The organism is Actinomyces haliotis, assembly GCF_015355765.1.
Taxonomy (GTDB): domain Bacteria; phylum Actinomycetota; class Actinomycetes; order Actinomycetales; family Actinomycetaceae; genus Actinomyces; species Actinomyces haliotis.
This window is the reverse complement of sequence record NZ_JACWNA010000005.1, coordinates 58,198-76,177: the sequence shown is the minus strand read 5'-3', so window position 1 is coordinate 76,177 and position 17,980 is coordinate 58,198. Positions and strand designations below refer to the sequence as shown.

The 17,980-nt window shown below is 69.4% G+C and carries 15 protein-coding genes; 6 read left to right on the top strand and 9 right to left on the bottom strand.

Features of this window, described 5'->3' with window-relative positions:
- Entirely contained in the window at positions 1-1,404 is a 1,404-nt protein-coding gene (locus tag IXW69_RS04205; protein WP_194785114.1) for a sodium:proton antiporter, read from the bottom strand.
- A 193-nt stretch (positions 1,405-1,597) separates the two neighbouring features.
- On the opposite strand from IXW69_RS04205, the gene IXW69_RS04200 reads away from it, so the two are divergent.
- Positions 1,598-1,969, top strand: a complete 372-nt coding sequence (locus IXW69_RS04200; protein ID WP_194785113.1) for a DUF4298 domain-containing protein — start codon at positions 1,598-1,600, stop codon at positions 1,967-1,969.
- A 92-nt stretch (positions 1,970-2,061) separates the two neighbouring features.
- Here IXW69_RS04200 and IXW69_RS04195 read toward each other — a convergent pair whose 3' ends face one another.
- Both IXW69_RS04195 and IXW69_RS04190 read right to left on the bottom strand, forming a co-directional pair.
- On the bottom strand, positions 2,062-3,252 hold the full coding sequence (locus IXW69_RS04195; RefSeq protein WP_194785112.1) for an NAD(P)/FAD-dependent oxidoreductase: 1,191 nt from the start codon (positions 3,250-3,252) through the stop codon (positions 2,062-2,064).
- Positions 3,253-3,399: 147 nt separating this feature from the next.
- Complete coding sequence (locus tag IXW69_RS04190) at positions 3,400-5,274, bottom strand: AMP-dependent synthetase/ligase (protein WP_323745167.1); 1,875 nt, start codon at positions 5,272-5,274, stop codon at positions 3,400-3,402.
- Between the two features lie 135 nt (positions 5,275-5,409).
- Between IXW69_RS04190 and IXW69_RS04185 the strand changes: the two genes are divergently transcribed.
- Positions 5,410-6,315 (top strand): DUF1295 domain-containing protein, encoded by a 906-nt coding sequence (locus IXW69_RS04185; protein ID WP_194785111.1) that lies wholly within the window; start codon positions 5,410-5,412, stop codon positions 6,313-6,315.
- A 12-nt stretch (positions 6,316-6,327) separates the two neighbouring features.
- Here the strand turns inward: IXW69_RS04185 and IXW69_RS04180 are convergent, their stop codons facing one another.
- Positions 6,328-6,768 carry a hypothetical protein gene (locus IXW69_RS04180; RefSeq protein WP_194785110.1) on the bottom strand — a complete coding sequence of 147 codons (441 nt, stop codon included), beginning with the start codon at positions 6,766-6,768 and terminating at the stop codon, positions 6,328-6,330.
- Between the two features lie 31 nt (positions 6,769-6,799).
- The gene (locus IXW69_RS04175) at positions 6,800-7,105 is read right to left on the bottom strand and encodes a DUF2316 family protein (RefSeq protein ID WP_194785109.1); all 306 of its coding nucleotides are present in this window, start codon (positions 7,103-7,105) and stop codon (positions 6,800-6,802) included.
- Between the two features lie 196 nt (positions 7,106-7,301).
- Here IXW69_RS04175 and IXW69_RS04170 point away from each other — a divergent pair, with 196 nt between their 5' ends.
- Positions 7,302-9,596: an AAA family ATPase gene (locus tag IXW69_RS04170; RefSeq protein WP_194785108.1), complete on the top strand. Its 2,295-nt coding sequence runs from the start codon at positions 7,302-7,304 to the stop codon at positions 9,594-9,596.
- Between the two features lie 33 nt (positions 9,597-9,629).
- Here the strand turns inward: IXW69_RS04170 and hemW are convergent, their stop codons facing one another.
- From hemW to lepA, 4 genes are all read right to left on the bottom strand, one after another.
- The gene (gene hemW / locus IXW69_RS04165) at positions 9,630-10,913 is read right to left on the bottom strand and encodes a radical SAM family heme chaperone HemW (RefSeq protein WP_194785107.1); all 1,284 of its coding nucleotides are present in this window, start codon (positions 10,911-10,913) and stop codon (positions 9,630-9,632) included.
- Positions 10,910-11,890 carry a tRNA (guanosine(46)-N7)-methyltransferase TrmB gene (trmB, locus tag IXW69_RS04160; RefSeq protein ID WP_194785106.1) on the bottom strand — a complete coding sequence of 327 codons (981 nt, stop codon included), beginning with the start codon at positions 11,888-11,890 and terminating at the stop codon, positions 10,910-10,912. The genes hemW and trmB overlap by 4 nt, the downstream gene beginning before the upstream one ends.
- Before the next feature lie 12 nt (positions 11,891-11,902).
- On the bottom strand, positions 11,903-12,685 hold the full coding sequence (locus tag IXW69_RS04155; RefSeq protein ID WP_194785163.1) for an MOSC domain-containing protein: 783 nt from the start codon (positions 12,683-12,685) through the stop codon (positions 11,903-11,905).
- A 118-nt stretch (positions 12,686-12,803) separates the two neighbouring features.
- On the bottom strand, positions 12,804-14,681 hold the full coding sequence (gene lepA, locus IXW69_RS04150) for a translation elongation factor 4 (protein WP_323745165.1): 1,878 nt from the start codon (positions 14,679-14,681) through the stop codon (positions 12,804-12,806).
- 193 nt (positions 14,682-14,874) lie between these two features.
- Between lepA and IXW69_RS04145 the strand changes: the two genes are divergently transcribed.
- The 3 genes from IXW69_RS04145 (at position 14,875) to IXW69_RS04135 (ending at position 17,975) form a co-directional block, all read left to right on the top strand.
- Positions 14,875-15,381, top strand: coding sequence for a DedA family protein (locus IXW69_RS04145; RefSeq protein ID WP_323745164.1), 507 nt, complete (start codon positions 14,875-14,877; stop codon positions 15,379-15,381).
- A gap of 148 nt (positions 15,382-15,529) precedes the next feature.
- On the top strand, positions 15,530-17,317 hold the full coding sequence (locus IXW69_RS04140) for an anthranilate synthase component 1 (RefSeq protein ID WP_194785105.1): 1,788 nt from the start codon (positions 15,530-15,532) through the stop codon (positions 17,315-17,317).
- Position 17,318: 1 nt separating this feature from the next.
- Positions 17,319-17,975 carry an anthranilate synthase component II gene (locus IXW69_RS04135; RefSeq protein WP_194785104.1) on the top strand — a complete coding sequence of 219 codons (657 nt, stop codon included), beginning with the start codon at positions 17,319-17,321 and terminating at the stop codon, positions 17,973-17,975.
- Positions 17,976-17,980 lie beyond the last annotated feature (5 nt).

Here is a 17,980-nt window from a genome sequence, read left to right as displayed (position 1 = left end):
TCAGGCGTCCTGGAGGGCGAGGCGGCGCCCCTGGACGAAGAGCCGCGCGTCGTTGCCGAGCAGACCGAGCGTGAGCACGACGCCGAGGACCTTGGCCCAGACAGGCTCGGCGATGAAGAGCAGGACCATCGCGGCGAGGACAGGCACGAGGTAGGTGAAGGTCTTGGCGACGTAGCCGCCGAAGGAGGGCATCTCGACGCCGCGGCCCTCGGCAACGGACTTCACCATGAAGTTGGGGCCGTTGCCGATGTAGGTGATGGCGCCGCACATGACCGCACCGATCGAGATCGACACGAGGTAGACCTCGGGCACGCCCGCGACGGTGGCGCCGCCGGGGTGGGCGACCTTGCCGGCCATCTCGAAGAACGTGACGTAGGTGGGGGCGTTGTCGAGCAGCGAGGAGAGGCCGCCGGTGAAGATGAAGAAGGTGATCCGGTTGAGCGGCAGGGAGCCGGCGACCTCATCGAGGTAGTGCAGTGCCGGGATCATGGTGAGGAAGATGCCGATGAAGAGGGTCGCGACCTCCCGGATCGGCCCCCACTCGAACTGGTTGTCCTCGAAGCGGGCACGGCGGTCGCCGAAGCGGTAGGAGCCGAAAGCGGCGATGAGCATGATGATCTCGCGCGTCGGGATCCAGTCGACGAGGGTGGCGTGCCCGGCCTCGATGGCCTCGGTGTCCACGGAGGGGGCGAGGGCGACGGCGGCGATGATGACGGCGAACCAGGCGAGGTTGGTGGCGCCACGCAGGCCGAGGGGCTCGATGTCGGCACGGTCCTCGCGGACGTTCTCGCCGGGCTCCTGCGCGTAGTAGTAGTGGTCGAGCGCGTAGTACGTGGCGAGCAGCATCGCGTTAGTGAAGAACCACTCGCGGAACAGGTTGAAGGTCCACAGGAAGGGCACGCCGCGCAGGAAGCCCAGGAAGAGCGGCGGGTCGCCCAGCGGGGTGAGCAGGCCGCCGCAGTTGGCGACGATGAAGATCGTGAACAGGACCGTGTGCGTGCGGTAGCGCCGCTCCGCGTTGGTGTTGAGCAGGGGGCGGATGAGGAGCATGGCGGCGCCGGTGGTGCCGACGAAGCTGGCGAGGACGGCGCCGATGCCGAGGAAGATCGTGTTGTTGCGCGGGGTCGCCTGGATGTCGCCCTTGAGGAAGATGCCGCCGGAGACGACGAAGAGGGCGAGCAGGAGGGCGATGAACTGGACGTACTCGACGACGGACCCGAAGACGACGGTGAAGCCGCCGACGATCCACATCCAGATGGCCACCGGGATGCCGAGGACGAGGGCGACGGTGAGCTGGCTGGATCGCTTCTCCCACCAGTCGGCCGTCGACGGGACGAGCGGGAGGACGGCGATGGAGGCGAGCATCGCCGCGAAGGGAAGGATGGACCACCACTGCAGCTGCACGCGGATCTCCTCTGGGTTCAGGACCCTCGGGGTCGGGGTGCGGCGCCGGATCGACACCGCCTTCGGTCGTTCTCACCCTACGACGTGACGTGTTTCGATCCCCGGGACGTGAGACGGATGGGCGACGCGAGACTTGTCACGGATGGTCCGCCGGGAGGAGGCGGACGGCGTCGTCAGCCGGGAGGATGCCCGCATGAGCACGCAGAACGACACCTCCCTCCCCCAGTCCGACGACGGCGCCCCCACGGCCCCGCCCCCGGAGCAGCGCGAGGCCCTCACGCGCCTCGAGACCATGGAGTCCCAGCTCGAGACGGCGCTCCCCCTCGTCGCCGACGCCGAGGCAGGACTGGCCGCCGTCCGCGCGATGGTCGAGGCGATGGAGCCGCTCATGGCGGCCTACGACTCAACGTGGGTCGCGGACCAGGAGGCGGTCGCCGAGCTCGACCCGCCGCTCGCCGTCCTCGGAGAGGACACGGTGTGGGACCTCTACGGCCGCGAGCACGAGGTCATGACCGAGCTGCTTCGGCTCTCGGCACGGGTTCTTGCCCCCGCTGACGAGGGCTGAGCACCGGACGCGCGACGACGGGGCGCCGCTGGACACGGTGATCCAGCGGCGCCCCGTCGTCGTGCGGACTACCGCCGCGCGCAGCGGACCGCTCAGCGGATGCGGGCGCGCAGCTCGTCGGGATCGGTGACGCCGTCGGCGATGACCTGGCGGGCGTCGTCCATCGCGTCCTTGACCTTCCAGGCGAGGACGCCGACCGGCTTGCCGGCGTCGTCGAGGTAGTAGACGACGAGGCGGCCGTCGTCGAGCGGCACCTCGAGGGTCTCGTGCTGGGTGCTCGTCTCCCCGACGGCCTCCCACCGGTTGCCGAAGACCTGCGAGTAGAAGAAGGGCGTGTGCTCGTAGGCGACGTCCTCCCCGGTCATGGAGGCGCCGGCGACGTCGCCGGACTTGCGGGCGTGGTCGATGTGCTCGATGCGGCGGCGGCCGAGGAGCGCGTCGGGGTAGCTGATGATGTCGCCGGCGGCCCAGACGTGCTCGTTGGAGGTGCGCAGGTACTCGTCGACGACGACGGCGCCGTCCTCGTCGACCTCGAGGCCGGCCTCGCGGGCGATGCCGGTGTTGAGCTCGGAGCCCAGGGCGACGACGACGAGGGTCGCGTCGAGGCGGGTCCCGTCGTCGAGGACGACGGCGAGGTCGTCCCCGTCGGCCTCGACGCGCTCGCCGCGGTGGTGGGGCAGGACGGTGACGCCGTGGTCGGTGAACATGCGTGTGTAGCGCTGGGCGAGGTCGGCGGGGAAGCGTCCCTCGGACAGGAGCGCTCCGTCGTGGACGAGGGTGACCTTCTCCAGGCCCTCGCCGGCGAGGGCGGCTGCGATCTCCTGGCCGATGTAGCCACCGCCGAGGACGACGGCGCGGGCGTCGGGCGTGGCGAGGCGGCGCAGGGTGCGGTAGTCCTCGAGGCTGCGCAGGGTGACGACGCGCTCGTCGTCGGGCGCCTCGATGGTGGCGGCGCGGGCGCCGGTGGCAAGGAGGAGGGCGCCGTAGCCGATGCGGGCGCCTCCGGCGACCTCGACCTCCTTGGCGGCCGTGTCGATGGAGGTGACCTCCGTGCTGGTGGTGACCTCGGCGCCGGTGTCCTCGGCGGTGCTCATGAAGTCGTCCTCGATGGTGAAGTCGGGGTCGGCCCAGAGCTTCTTGGACAGGGCGGGACGGGAGTAGGGCTGGTCGGCGTCGGAGGAGAGGATGCCGATGCTGGCGGTCTCGTCGCGGGAGCGGATGGCGCGGGAGGCGTTGTCGCTCACCTGTCCGCCGCCGATGATGAGGTAGTCGTATCGCTGCACGAGAAGTCTCCTGTGGTCGATGACGGGTGCGGGGCCGGGCCCCGCCGGGGTGCTGGTCGCACGGCGGCGGTGGCGGGTGCCCCAGTTGCCTCATGGTAATGGTGGTGGGCCTCGGTCGCGCCCCGGGTCGGCGGACGCCGGAGCCGGTCACCGGTAGAGGTCCTCGATGACGGCCGCTGCCGCCTCCAGGAATGCGGCGTGTCGCAGCTTGAGGGTCGGGGTGACGAAGGGGCCACCGGGGGTGAGGTCGGCGGTGAGGACGGTGGTCCGCTTGGCGCGCTCCGCCCTGGAGACCTGCTCGTTCGCGGAGGCGACGGCCCTCTCGGCGACCTCGCGGACGCCGTCGTCCTCGATCGGCAGCACGCGGCGCCCTACGGGGGCGGGCGCCGCGGCCGTACCGGCCGCGACGAGGACGAGCGCGCACGGGTAGGGTCGCCCCTCCCCCACGAGGACCGCGTGCTCGACGGCGTCGGCGCGCTCGACGAGCTCCTGCCAGGTCTCAGGGTGGATGGTCTTGCCGCCGGCGGTGGTCACGGCGTCGCGGGTGCGGCCGGTGAGCCAGAGGCGGCCGACGTCGTCCAGTCGCCCGGAGTCACCGGTGCGGAACCACCCGTCAGTGAAGGCCTGCGCGTCACCGGCGCCGTGGAGGTAGCCGGCGATGACGCCGTGCCCGCAGGCGAGGACCTCACCGTCGTCGGCGATGCGCAGGGCGGTGCCCGGGATGGGGGTGCCGACGCATCCGGCGAGGATGTCGTCGGGGCGGTTCCCGGTGAGCGGCGCGGTGGTCTCGGTGAGCCCGTACCCCTCGATGACGGGCACGCCCAGGCCGCGGAAGAAGCGGGAGAGGTCGGGAGGGAGAGCGGCGGCGCCGGAGAGGAGGTAGTCGACGCGTCCGCCGAGCAGGGCTCGCAGCCGTCGGCCGAGGACGAGGTCGACGAGGGCCTCTGCCGCCCGTTCGCGGCGCGTGGCGCCTCGCCCCATCTCCAGCCGCGTGCCGCGGGCGGTGGCGACGCGCTCCGCCCAGGCCCAGACGTGACCGAGCCTCATGCCCGTCAGGCGCTCGGCGATCGCGGAGCGGATCTTGTCGAGGACGCGCGGGACGACGACGAGGAAGGTGGGGCGGCGCGAGGCGAGGGCCGCCAGGACGTCCCGGGGGTCGGAGAGGTGGGCGACTCGCATGCCGTTGGCGAGGCAGACGAGCTGCAGGCCGCGAGCGAGGACGTGGGCCAGCGGCAGGAAGATGATCGTGCTGCCACCCTCGCGGACGACGTCGGTGAATGCGCTGGCGACGTTGGCGACCTGGCCGACGAGGTTGCCGTGGGTGAGCATGGCTCCCTTGGGCCTGCCGCCGGTGCCGGAGGTGTAGACGATGGTGGCGAGGTCGGTGGCCCTCAGGGCGCGGCGGCGGTGGGTCAGGACCGTGTCGTCGATGTCCGCGCCGGCCTCCGTGAGGGCACGGAGGGCGGGGTCGTCGTCGAGGCACCAGACACGGGCGCCCGCGTCCGCGAAACCGGCCCCGGTCAGGGCGCTGCTCAGGCTGGCGGCCTGCTCGCGGGTGCCGCCGAGGGCCAGGGTGACGCTCGCGTCGGTGATGATCTCGTCGACCTGGGGCTGGGCGGCGGTGTCGTAGAGGGGCACGACGACGCCGGCGGCGTACCAGGTGGCGAGCTCGACGACGGCCCACTCGTAGCGGGTGGAGGACATGACGCCGACGCGCCCGCCGGGCTGCAGGCCGGCGGCGATGAGCCCCTTGGCGGCGGCGGCGGCCTGCTCGTGGAACTGACGGTAGGTGACCGTCTCCCAGGGGCCGGCGGGGTCGGCTCCGGTGGGAAGACGGTCGAAGGCGACGGCGTCAGGCGTGGTCCGGATCCGGGGCTCGAGGAGGGTGAGGACGCAGTCGTCGTCGCGGACGGTGACGTCTGCGGGGACGGATGTCTCGGTGAGGGCGCTCGGGGCTCCGGGCTGCGCGTGCACCGCGTCTACTGGGTCGTGCGGGGTGGGACGGTCTTCGGGGTGGGGCACGTGACCTCCTCATGCGTCTGCCCTGGAGGGAGAGCGTCCCGGCAGGGGCCTGCGTGGCCCCGGGGCGCCAGGGCGCCAGGGCGCCTAGCCTAAGGCTGCCGGTCACCGCGTGAGTGCCGGCGGAGAGGCGCGGCCGTGGCCGAGGATCAGCAGGAGCAGCAGAGCAGCGGGAAGTGGGTCGGCGTCATCGGCGTCGTCGTCATCATCGGGACGCTCATCGCCTGGGCGGGGAGCTCGGGGGCGGTTACCGTCGCGGGGCCGCCGGCGCTCGCGGTGGCCGTGGCAGCGTGCTTCCTCGTCCAGTGGGTGGCGTTCGCGTTCGCCTACGCGAGGCAGACGGAGACCTTCTACGACCTCACGGGGGCGCTCACCTACGTCACAGTGACGGTGGGGCTGCTGGTGGCGGCGCCCTCGCCGGACGCGCGCACGTGGGTGCTGGCGGGCTGCGTCCTGCTGTGGGCCGTGCGGCTGGGCGGGTTCCTGTTCGCGAGGGTGCGTCGCTTCGGCGGGGACGACCGCTTCGACGAGATCAAGCCGAACTTCTGGCGTTTCTGCGCCACGTGGACGATCCAGGCCCTGTGGGTGAGCCTCACGGCGATGGCGGCGTGGGTGGCGATCAGCTCTCCGGTGCGCCCCGGCGGGGCTCTGGCAGCAGCGTGCCTGTGGGTGGGGCTCGTGCTGTGGGTGGCCGGGTTCGCGCTGGAGACGACCGCGGACCTGCAGAAGTGGCGCTTCAAGGAGGACCGGTCCAACCAGGGGCGGTTCATCCGGGACGGGGTGTGGGCGTGGTCAAGGCACCCGAACTACCTGGGCGAGATCACCCTGTGGGTCGGGGTGTTCCTCGTGGCGGCGCCGGTGCTGCGCGGATGGCAGTGGGTGGCGGTCCTCTCCCCCGTCTTCGTCACGTTCCTGCTGACGCGCGTGTCAGGTATCCCGATGCTGGAGCGCAAGGCGGAGAAGCGCTGGGGTGATGACGCTGACTACGAGGAGTACAAGCGGAGCACGCCGGTTCTGGTGCCCGTGGTGGGGCGGCGAGGCTGAGGCAGGCTCGTCTCAGCGGCTGGCCATGTTGAAGAAGAGTCCGCCGAGCAGGATCGCGACGGCGAGGGTGGCGAGGAAGACGACCACCTGGCGGGGCGTGATCGGGTAGTGCGGGTCATCGTTGGTGTTGTGGGCGAGTCCCCCGCTGGCGATGAGGACGCCCTCGGTGACGGCGGCGAGGACGACGAGCTCGGCGACGGAGAGCCACCAGCGCTGGTGAGGCCAGGCCGGTGATCCGACGATGAGGGCGAGGATGAGGGCGTAGGCGTGCTCGCCGGAGGTGAGACGGCCGAGGAGAGAGCTCTCGGTGCGGCCCGGGCGCTCGGGACGAGCCGCGGGACCGCTGCCTGAACGCGTGCCTCCGGGGCGGCTGTTGGCCTGGCGGGCGCGGTTCGCCCGGTTGGCGGCGCGGCGGCGGGCTTCGTCGTCTGAGGGACGGGACTGCTTCGACATGGGCCCGATCCTTGCAGAGTTGGGCACTGGGTCAGAGACTGGCGACGTCGGGGACGTCCCAGGTGCCGAACCATCCGACTGCGTCGGTGCACCGGGAGTCCTTGATGACGGAGAACTCGGGCACGTCGATGCCCTTGGACGCGGCGACGGCGACGAGGAAGTCACGCACGCGCCATACTCCGGCCGGGTCGAAGGTATCCACGCGCAGGAGCTCCTGGAGATCGGCCACGCTCACACCAAGGCGCGCGGCGAGCGCCTCGTCCGTGACGGGCAGTGAGTCTCGTAGGGCAAGGAGCTCCGCGGAGGTCCGGCACCGCTGCGCCGCGTTGATCGACACGGGCTGGAGTCTGCCAGCCTTTCCACCTGCGGGACCTGCTCAAACCTCCCCACGCAGAGATCAAGAGATCACTGGCGCGTAATGGCCCACCGAGAAACCGTCATCCCACATGGCGATAATAGACCTGGCATCGCCAACCAGAAGATCATCTTCAAGGCTACACTGTCAGCACCCACCCACACAGAAGGGCATCTCGATGCTGAAAAACCTCGTTACCCTAAACAATGTTGGACTCTACAAGACAGGCATCACCCCTGACCCGATACCATTCAAGAGCAGAACTGTCATATTTGCAAACAACGGATGCGGTAAGTCGACACTCACCGCTGTACTTCGAGCTGCTTCGGAAAATGATGACGACGCCATAGCAGAGCGCAAGCGGAAAGAAGCGAGCGAAAATCCCAAGATTTGTATAACACATTCCGCTGGTGCCGCCCGCTACGTCGAAGGACATTGGGTAGGAACATCCCCAAAAATCAAAGTCTTTGACTCCGAGTTTATTGAGGCCAACGTCCACTCCGCCAACGTAGCAAGAACTGCACAGAAAAGTAGTTTGGCTCGAATAGCCCTCGGAGAGACTGCGATCGACAAGCGTGACGACTTGGCGAGAATCGAGACGAAACTCTCAGAAATCAAGAACGAACTACGAAATGCAGAGTCAGAAATAAATAAAGTCATGCCCCCAGGATTTGATATCGCAAGATTCCAGGGGCTTCCGAAGATAACCGATGTCGAGGCTTCGATCACGGAGTGCCAAACCCGACTTTCCGCCTGCCGTCGCAGAGACGCCATCCTAAGTCGACCAATGCCCCCGCTATTCGATCTCACGATGCCCGACCCAGACGAAACCATTGAAGCGCTCCAATCAGCGACCGAAATGCACCAATTAGCCGTCGCTGCGCGAGTCGTGGCCAAGATGGCATCATTGGACGACCCTGCTCGCAGGGCGTGGATTCACGAAGGAATCAAGTACCTCAGCGGAGACCTCTGCCCTTTCTGTGCACAACCAGCAGCCACCTCACCGACAATCCCGGGATACAGGGCAATCTTTAATGATGAATTCGAACAGACGACGAGTCAAATTCGTGACATCAAGACCGAGATCGTCAGTCAATTTGACGGACTACAATCAAGAGTCGCTGACTGTTTCAACTTGGTTGATCGCAGCACACTCCAATGGAAAGAAGATGTCCCCACGTCAGTTGCACCGATCCCACACGCGGACGAGATTGCCGGAAAACTCAATGACGCATTGAACCTTCTCGTCGAGCTGTGCGATGAACTCCTGGACAACCCTCACCGCACCCCCAATTACGCCGACATCAAGTCCACCTATTGTGACATTCAATCAGAATTCAACTTCATCATATCGAAACTTAACACGGAAGTTTCAAGCATGCGAGCGGCCATTCACGAGTTCACGGGTCGACTAACGGATGCAGACACCGATCGCAACGAAGCGCTGCTAGCCGAGCTTCAAGCCTCAAGAATCCGGCATTCGGACGAAGGGGTTCACGCCATGACTGCATATGAAGCCAACCAGAGAACCCTCTCAAACCTGACTGAACAACGCAAGGCGGCGATGGTCGCATACAAATCGGCCGCCGAAACTACTTTTACGAAGTATGTTGATCGAACCAACCTCAGGCTAGCACATCTCGGTGCGCGATTTACGCTCGAGGACGCGAAGAACAACTTTACAGGCGGGTCCTTCCGCGGCGACTACATGATTCGCGTGGGAAACACAAACCTCAAGACCACCGAAAGGTCGTCAACATTCAGGACCGCGTTAAGCGAGGGCGACAAGCGGACCCTCGGGTTTGCGTTCTTCATTGAGTCAGTACTCGCGCTACCCGATATTCAAGAGCACACAATCATCTTCGACGACCCAATGACGAGCCTAGACCGGCCCAGACGATTCGAAACTATCAACGCAATATTGGAAGTGGCCGAAAGGACGCAAATTGTTGTGCTGGCACACGACGATACTTTCTTGCGAGAATTTTACGAAAGTTCTGTTCGGCGAAATACTGAGGGCTGCACTCCTGTCGCTTACGCTATCAATAAGTATCAGAATATGGAGGCCGAGATAGTTAAGGTAGACCTATCGGATATCCTGGAGACTGAGTATCAGCGGAATTATCGACTCCTAATGCGATTTCATGGGGCCGACAGAGGGGTGAACCCCATCGACGCAGCCAAAGCTCTTCGTCCAGTCTTTGAAGGATATCTCCACCGAATGTTTCCGGCAGAGTTGCCGGAAGGAAAGATGCTTGAACAGTGCATACAAACAATTGAGGGATCAGGCGCCGACGAAGCAATATCATCGCTCAAGCCTTTTACGTCCGAACTGCGACACCTGAAAGACTATTCGAATAGTTTTCATCATGACGGTTCACACGCAGCGAGAACTAACGTTCAAGTGGATGAATTGGCCGCTCAGCTGGGAGTCCTCCTAAAATTCATGAGAGCGGTACCCAAGGAGTTCTAAGGTCTACCACTTTGGTCAAACATCAAGATTCTTTCACGGGGTGGGTGCATCCGTGAGCACTGGCACCACAGCATCTGCCATCAGCCGGCCGCGGAGCGTAAGCGACGCCCTCCCCTTCGCCGCCGCGGCACCGTCGAGCAGTCCGTCGCCCACCAGCTGAGCGACGACGGGCACGAGGTGCCGCGGCGTGCGGCCGGGCTCGCCGTCATCCTCCCCCACCCGGGGGAAGGACGAGAGTTCCATGCCCTCGCGCAGCCGGATCCCGAGCATGACCCGCTCGAGCTCGCGGCTCTCCGCGTCGATCACCTCGTGCCCCGCCACGGGCAGACGCCCGCCCTGGATCTGCGCCGCCCAGGCCACCGGGTGCTTCGTGTTCCACATCCGCACGTCGCCCAGGTGCGAGTGCGCACCCGGGCCGACGCCCCACCAGTCCCAGTCCCGCCAGTACGCCTCGTTGTGCCGGCACTCCATGCCGGGCCGCGCCCAGTTCGAGATCTCGTACCACTCGTATCCGGCCGCAGCGAGCGCCGCGTCCGCCATCTCGTACTTCGTCGCCTCGTCGTCGTCCTCCGGCATCGGCAGGTCGCCGCGGCGCATCTGGGACCACATCTTCGTGCCCTCCTCGATGACGAGGGCGTACGCGCTCACGTGGTCCGGCTCCATGGCCACGGCCGCGTCCAGGCTCCGCGCCCAGTCCTCCATCGACTCCCCGGGCGTGCCGTAGATGAGGTCCACGGACTGGCTCAGCCCAGCGCGCTTCGCCCACTGAACCACCTGAGGCACGCGCTCCGGCCGGTGCGTCCGGTCCAGCGTCGCCAGCACGTGCGGCACCGCCGACTGCATGCCGAAGGACACGCGCGTGAAGCCGCCCTCCGCGAGCGCCGACAGGCCGCGCTCATCGACCGTCTCCGGGTTCGCCTCCGTCGTCACCTCCGCGCCGTCCACCAGCCCGAAGGTCTCCCGCACGAGCCCGATCATCCGGCTGAGGTCCTCCGGCGGCAGCATCGTCGGGGTCCCGCCGCCCACGAAGATCGTCTCCGCGGGCCGGATCGGCAGCCCTGCCTCCTCCATGCGCGCCCGCGCCAGGCGCAGCTCGCCCGCAAGCGTGCTCACGTAGTCCGACGCCGAGGCGCCGTCTCCCATCGTGAGGTTGGTGTACGTGTTGAAGTCGCAGTAGCCGCACCGCACCCGGCAGTACGGCACGTGCAGGTACACCGAGAAGGGTCGCACCCGGCCGTCCGGCGCCGGCGCGCCCACCTGCGCGGGCAGCTCCCCCGTCCCCGGCAGCGGGTCACCGTCGGGCTGCTTGGGGCTCACGCGGTGCCCTCCGCATCAACGTCGTCCTGATGTGTGCCCGTGCCCTGCGCGGCTCCCGCGCGCTCCAGCGCGGCCAGCACCGTCTCTCGACGCTCCGGCGCCCACGTCTCCTCCGTGCGCACAGCCGTGAGGTCACGGATGGTGCGGCCCTCGTCGATGCCGCGCTGCTCGAAGCGGGTGAGGACACGCCCCTCCCAGCGCGGCGACCAGCCGCCGCGCGCTCCCGACGGCGAGCCAGGGTCGATGCCGTTACCGAGAGAGTCCGCCTCCCAGGTCTGCGCACCCAGCTCAGGCGCACGCCCGGCGTCGGGCATCCGGAAGTAGGGCTGGGTCATGTCAGCCTCGAGCCCCACGGGCAGGGCGCTCGCAGCCTCCAGGACGTCGCGCATCTGCCAGGCGTAGTCCGCCCAGTCGGTGGCGAGCCGCCACACGCCGCCCGGCCGCAGGACGCGGGCGACGGCGTCGGCGAAGGGCGAGGCCACGAGGCGGCGCTTGCGGTGGCGGGGCTTGCGCCACGGGTCCGGGAAGAAGGTCCACACCTCGCTCGCGCAGCCCACCGGGAGCGCGGTCGCGAGCAGCTGGGAGGCGTCAGCCGGGATGACACGGACGTTCGCGAGCCCGGCCCGGCCGGCGTCGCGGACGATCTTCGCGATGGCCGTCTCCCAGACCTCGACGGCCGCGTAGTCGACCCCGGGGTTCGCGGCGGCCTGGGCGAGGAGCGCCTCGCCGCTGCCGGAGCCGACCTCGATGACCAGTGGGCGGAGCTGCCCGACGTGCCCGAAGGCCGCCGTCGGGTCGAGCCGCCAGGCCGGGTCGACGGTTCGCACGGCGTCGTCACGCGGGACATCGACGACGTAGCGCGGGCCGAGCTCGGCCAGCGCGGCGGCCTGCGCCTCGGTGAGCCGACCGCCCGCCCGGGAGAAGGAGCGGACGCGCGCGCGGATCGCGTGGGAGCGCGGTGGGTGCTGCTGGGCCATGACGCGGCCTCCTCAGCCGACCTGCTCGTGGCTCGCGGCCAGGACGTACTTCCGGGTGAAGCCCGCCAGGACGCAGTTGCCGAAGATCTCGGAGTTGAGCATCGCCTGGGCGTCGCGCGGGTCGTGGTGCGCGAACCACCGGGTGCAGGTGACGCGGTGACCGGGCGAGACCATGAGGCGGACCTCGTCGCCCGCCTGGACGGTGCCGTTGCGGAGCACGGAGAGGTAGACGCCGACGCGGGCGCGCTCGGAGAAGGTCTCCACCCAGTCGGAGCGGCCGACCCCGCGGGCGAAGGTCGGGCAGGGGTTGCGCACGCCGGTCACCCGGGCGCGGATCCCGGTGCCCGGGGCCCCGATGGTGAGGATCGCACCAATCTCGACGTCGTCGATGCCACCGGACTCACCGGGTGCGATGAGCAGGTTCTCCCCCAGACGCCCCGGGGTCAGTCCGGGCAGGAGGCCCGCCCAGTGCTGCTGCTCGACGGCGTCCATGACGTAGAGGGCCTTGTCGGGGCCGCCGTGGTGGGCGGCGTCGGACTGGTGGTCGCCGACGACGCCGAGCCGGTGGACCTCGACCTCGCCGTCGAGCGACGCCTTGCTGATCGAGGACTCCCCCGCGGCCCCGGCGTCGGGACGCGTCACGGCGACGGCGCACACGGCGCTCACGGTGCCGACGAGGTCGCCGTCGTGGAAGGGCGAGGGCTCGTCGCGGTGGCGGCCGTCCGCGCAGGCGTGCGGCGCACCGAGCAACCGTGCCAGAGGGAGCGGTTCCAGGGCGGCACCGTCGTCGGCCATGGCGGCCTCGAGCGTGCCGGGCGTAACGGCGACGCCGTCGGCGTCCAGGCTAACGGCGCTGCGGTCCGCACCGGCGGCCAGCCGGAGGGCGTCAAGGTCGGTGGGGCTCACGGCAGCCTCACTTGGCCCTGCCCGTCGGGTTGTCCGCACCGAGGGCGGCGATGAAGGCCTCCTGGGGGACCTCGACGCGGCCGATGGCCTTCATGCGCTTCTTGCCCTCCTTCTGCTTCTCGAGCAGCTTGCGCTTGCGGGAGATGTCGCCGCCGTAGCACTTGGCGAGCATGTCCTTGCGAAGGGCGCGGATCGTCTCGCGGGCGATGATGCGGCTGCCGACGGCAGCCTGGACGGGCACCTCGAACTGCTGCCGAGGGATGAGGTCCTTGAGCCGCTTGGTGAGCATGACGCCGTAGGAGTAGGCGGAGTCCTTGTGGACGATCGCGGAGAAGGCGTCAACCTTGTCCCCGTTGAGGAGGATGTCGACCTTGACCAGGTCCGCGTTCTGGTCGCCGTCGGGCTCGTAGTCGAGGGAGGCGTAGCCGCGGGTGCGCGACTTGAGCTGGTCGAAGAAGTCGAAGACGATCTCCGCCAGCGGCAGCGTGTAGTGCATCTCCACGCGTGTCTCGGAGAGGTAGTCCATCCCCTTCATGGTCCCGCGCCGCTGCTGGCACAGCTCCATGACGGTGCCGACGAACTCGCTCGGGGTCAGGATCGTGGCGGAGACGACCGGCTCGCTGACGTTGAGGATCTTGCCCTCGGGGAACTCGCTCGGGTTCGTCACCGTGTGCGTCTGACGGTCCTCGGTAGTGACCTCGTAGACGACGGACGGGGCGGTGGAGATGATGTCGAGGCCGAACTCGCGCTCGAGCCGCTCCTGGATGATCTCCAGGTGCAGCAGGCCGAGGTAGCCGCAGCGGAAGCCGAAGCCGAGGGCCACGGAGGTCTCCGGCTCGTAGGTGAGGGCGGCGTCGTTGAGCTTGAGCTTGTCCAGGGCGTCGCGCAGGGCCGGGAAGTCCGAGCCGTCCACGGGGAACAGGCCGGAGAAGACCATCGGCTTGGGGTCCTGGTAGCCGCCCAGGGCCTCGGAGGCGGGCTGGGCGGCGTTGGTGACGGTGTCTCCGACCTTCGACTGGCGAACGTCCTTGACGCCGGTGATGAGGTAGCCGACCTCGCCGGCGGCCAGGCCCTGGGAGGGCTTCGGCTCGGGGCTGATGACGCCGATCTCGAGGAGGTCGTGGACGGCGCCGGTGGAGAGCATCTCGATACGCTCGCGCGGCTTGAGGGCGCCGTCGACGACGCGCACGTAGGTGACGACGCCGCGGTAGGTGTCGTACACGGAGTCGAAGATCATGGCGCGGGCGGCGGCGTCCGGGTCGCCCGCGGGCGGCGGGACCGAGCCGACGATGCGGTCGAGGAGCTCGGGGACGCCCTGACCGGTCTTGCCCGAGACCTTGAGGACCTCGTCGACGTCGCAGCCGATGAGGGAGGCGATCTCCTCGGCGTGCTTCTCCGGCTCGGCGGCCGGCAGGTCGATCTTGTTGAGGACCGGGATGATCTCGAGCCCGCCCTCGATCGCCATGTAGAGGTTGGCGAGGGTCTGCGCCTGGATGCCCTGGGCGGCGTCGACGAGGAGGACGGCGCCCTCGCAGGCGGCCAGCGAGCGGTTGACCTCGTAGGAGAAGTCGACGTGCCCGGGGGTGTCGATCATGTTGAGGGCGTAGGTGCGGGCGGTACCGTCCTCGCCGGTGACGGTCCAGGGCATGCGCACGGCCTGGGACTTGATGGTGATGCCGCGCTCGCGCTCGATATCCATGCGGTCGAGGTACTGCGCGCGCATGTCGCGGGGCTGGACGACGCCGGTGGCCTGGAGCATGCGGTCCGCGAGCGTCGACTTGCCGTGGTCGATGTGCGCGATGATGGAGAAGTTACGAAGGTTCTCCTGCGCCGTGGCCGCGGGCGTGACGGTGGCAGCCTGCTCGGGCGTGGGGATCGGTGACACGTCGTCCTTCCGGAGGTCAGTCTCGTGCTGGGTCGGCCGCGGGCGGCCAACTCGGTCTCTGGGGGCAGTGTCCCACGGCGGCGGTGGCCGGCCGAGGTCCAGGCGGTGTGAGCCGTGCCCGACGGCGTCCGTCCCCACGGCCCGGCGACGCGCCCTCGCGCCGCGGCACGTGCGGCTGCCGTAGGGTCGCCCCGTGGTTGACCGCATCCTCGAGCTGCCCCTGGGCTGGGCCGTCGCCGCCCTGTGGGTCATCGTCATGTGCCGCGCCAACGCCACCTACTGGATCGGCCGCGGCCTCGCCGCCGGCACCGGCCGCACCCGCTGGGCGCCGGTCCTTCAGACCGCCGCCTACGAGCGCGCCCGCACCATGGCCGAGCGCTGGGGCGTCCTCGCCGTGCCCCTGTCCTTCGCGACCGTCGGCTTGCAGACCTGCGTCCAGCTGTGGGCGGGCGTCAGCCGGATGCCGCTGCGCCTCTACCTGCCGGCGGTGTGCGTCAGGTGCCTGCTGTGGGCCGTCATCTACGCGACCGTCGGGCTCGCCGTCGTCGCCGCCTGGATCTCTGCGGGCGGGGGCTGGGCGCTCGCGGGCATCGCCGTCCTCGTCGCGACGGTGGCCCTCGTGCGTCGTCGTCTCACCATGCGCGCGGCCGCGGCCCCGACTTGTCCCTCCGAGCGCCGTCGCCCTACTCTCGCGCCATGATCGCGTTCCGCACCCGACAGTGGTGGTGGCTCCCCCAGGGGCGAGCCACTCACGCCGCGTAAGCGGAACCCACGCAAGAGCTCGCCACCAGGCGGGCTCTTCGCGTTCTCGGAGGCGGGTCCTGGTGGCACGAACAGGAAGGCACAGGATGTCACTCCCTCCCACCCCGCCGGGCGTCACGGCCCCCCTCGCCGGCGCCGAGTCCCCCACGGTCGAGACCCGCCAGGTGCGCTACCAGTCCGACGGCGGACTCCTGCTCGAGCACCTCGCCGCCGCCGGCCTCATCACCACCACGACCGACCACGCCGGCAAGGCGCGCCCCCTCGACGCCGTGCTCCTCGAGTCCGTCGACATCGCCACGAAGGTCTCCCGCACGACGATCGCGGCCCTCGAGGCCTCCACCCGCCTCACCTGCGAGGGTGACACCGTCACCGTCGAGGCCCTCCCCCAGGCCAGCGCCGACGGCGAGGCAGCCCTGGCACGCCTGCGCGCCGCCCTGCCCGAGCAGGTCACCGCCGACGCCCCCGGGACGCTCACTCTCACCATCCCGCCGGCCCCCGACGACGGCGCCCTCGAGGAGCGCGAGCGCCTCACCGCCCTGTCGACCATCGAGCCGCTGCGCGTCCTCGCCGCCGCCGAGGTCGGGCACGAGCACCTGCCGCTGGAGGCGGGCGTCGTCGCCTTCGACTACCTCGCCACCATCGAGACCCTCCCCGAGGTCGCCCAGGGCGCCAACACCTGCCCCGACTACCTCTTCTACGACGCGCGGATCATCCTCGTCATCGACCACCCCACCCAGTGCGCGACCCTCGTCGGCGCGAGCGTCGACGCTGAGCAGCTCACCGCCCGCATGGACGAGCTCGCCGCCGCGATCGACGCCGTCGACGCCGAGGCCCTCGTGCGCGACGCCGAGCTCCGCCTCGTCTCCGCGCAGGACGCCCAGTCCGCAGGGGCGGCGCCGGGCTACACACGCAGCCCCCGCCCGGTGATCCACGCCGTGCCGACGCAGTCCGACGACGACTACGCCGCCACCGTCGAGCGCCTCAAGGAGTCCATCTCCGCGGGCGACATCTACCAGGTGGTCCCCTCGCGCGGCTTCACGATGCCCTGCCCGGACGCCCTGGCCGCCTACCACCAGCTGCGCGAGACCAACCCGAGCCCGTACATGTTCTACGTGGGCGCCCCGGACTTCGAGCTCCTCGGCGCCTCTCCCGAGTCCGCCCTCCTGCACTCCGCCAGGACGGGCGACGTCGCCATCCGCCCCATCGCCGGCACCCGTCCTCGCGGTCTCAACCCGGACGGCTCCGTCGACCACGAGCGCGACACGCGCCTCGAGCTCGAGCTGCGCACGGACGCCAAGGAGGTCGCCGAGCACGTCATGCTCGTCGACCTGGCCCGCAACGACATCGCCCGCGTCTCCGTTCCCGGCACCCGGCACGTCGACGACCTGCTGCGCGTGGACCGCTACAGCCGCGTCATGCACCTCGTCTCCGAGGTGACCGGCACGCTCGCCCCCGATCTCGACGCCCTGGACGCCTTCCGCGCCTCGATGACGATGGGCACCCTCACCGGCGCCCCCAAGCTCCGCGCCGCCGAGCTCATCCGCGAGTCCGAGGGCGTGCGCCGCGGCTCCTACGGCGGTTCCGTCGGCTACTTCCGCGGTGACGGCGAGCTCGACACCTGCATCGTCATCCGCTCCGCCTTCGTCAAGGACGGCACCGCCCTCGTCCAGGCCGGAGCGGGCGTCGTCGCCGACTCCGTCCCCGAGCGCGAGGCCGCCGAGACCGTCCACAAGGCCTCGGCCGTCCTGCACGCCGTCGCCGCAGCCCAGGCCGCGACCCTCGTCATCGACTCAGACACAGGCGCCGATGCCGACGGGGCCACGGCCCCCGTCGCGCCCACCGTCGCCTCCACCACCGAGAGCAAGGAGGCCTGAGATGCGCGTCGTCCTCCTCGACAACCGCGACTCCTTCGTCTACAACCTCGTCGACCAGCTCGCCTCCCTCGGCGCCGCCATCGAGGTCTACCGCAACACCGTCCCCGCCAAGGTCGTCCTCGACGCCCTCGAGCCGACGGACGAGGAGGCGGCCCGCGGGCAGCGCCCCGTCCTCGTCGTCTCCCCCGGCCCGGGCCACCCGCGCACGAGCGGCTGCCTCATGGAGCTCCTCGAGGCGGCCACCGAGCGCGGCATCCCGACGCTCGGCATCTGCCTCGGCTTCCAGGGCATCGTCGAGGCCTGCGGCGGCACCGTCGACCGCGTCGGCCCCGTCCACGGCCGCTCCGTGCGCGTCGAGGTCACCGACGACGGCCGCGCCGACCAGGCCTTCCAGGTGCTCGCCGGCGGCCCCCTCGACGTCGCCCGCTACCACTCGCTCGGCACCAAGTCGCTGCCCGAGTCCCTCGTGAGCCTCGCCGTCACGGACGCCGAGGACCCGGCCCAGGCCGGCATCGTCATGGCGGCCCGGCACCGGGCGCTGCCCGTCGTCGGCCTCCAGTTCCACCCCGAGTCCGTCCTCACCCCGAACGGCCCCGGGATCCTGCGGGCCCTCACCGCAGAGCTGACCACCGCGCTCACCACCACCCGGGCGGACTGAACGCC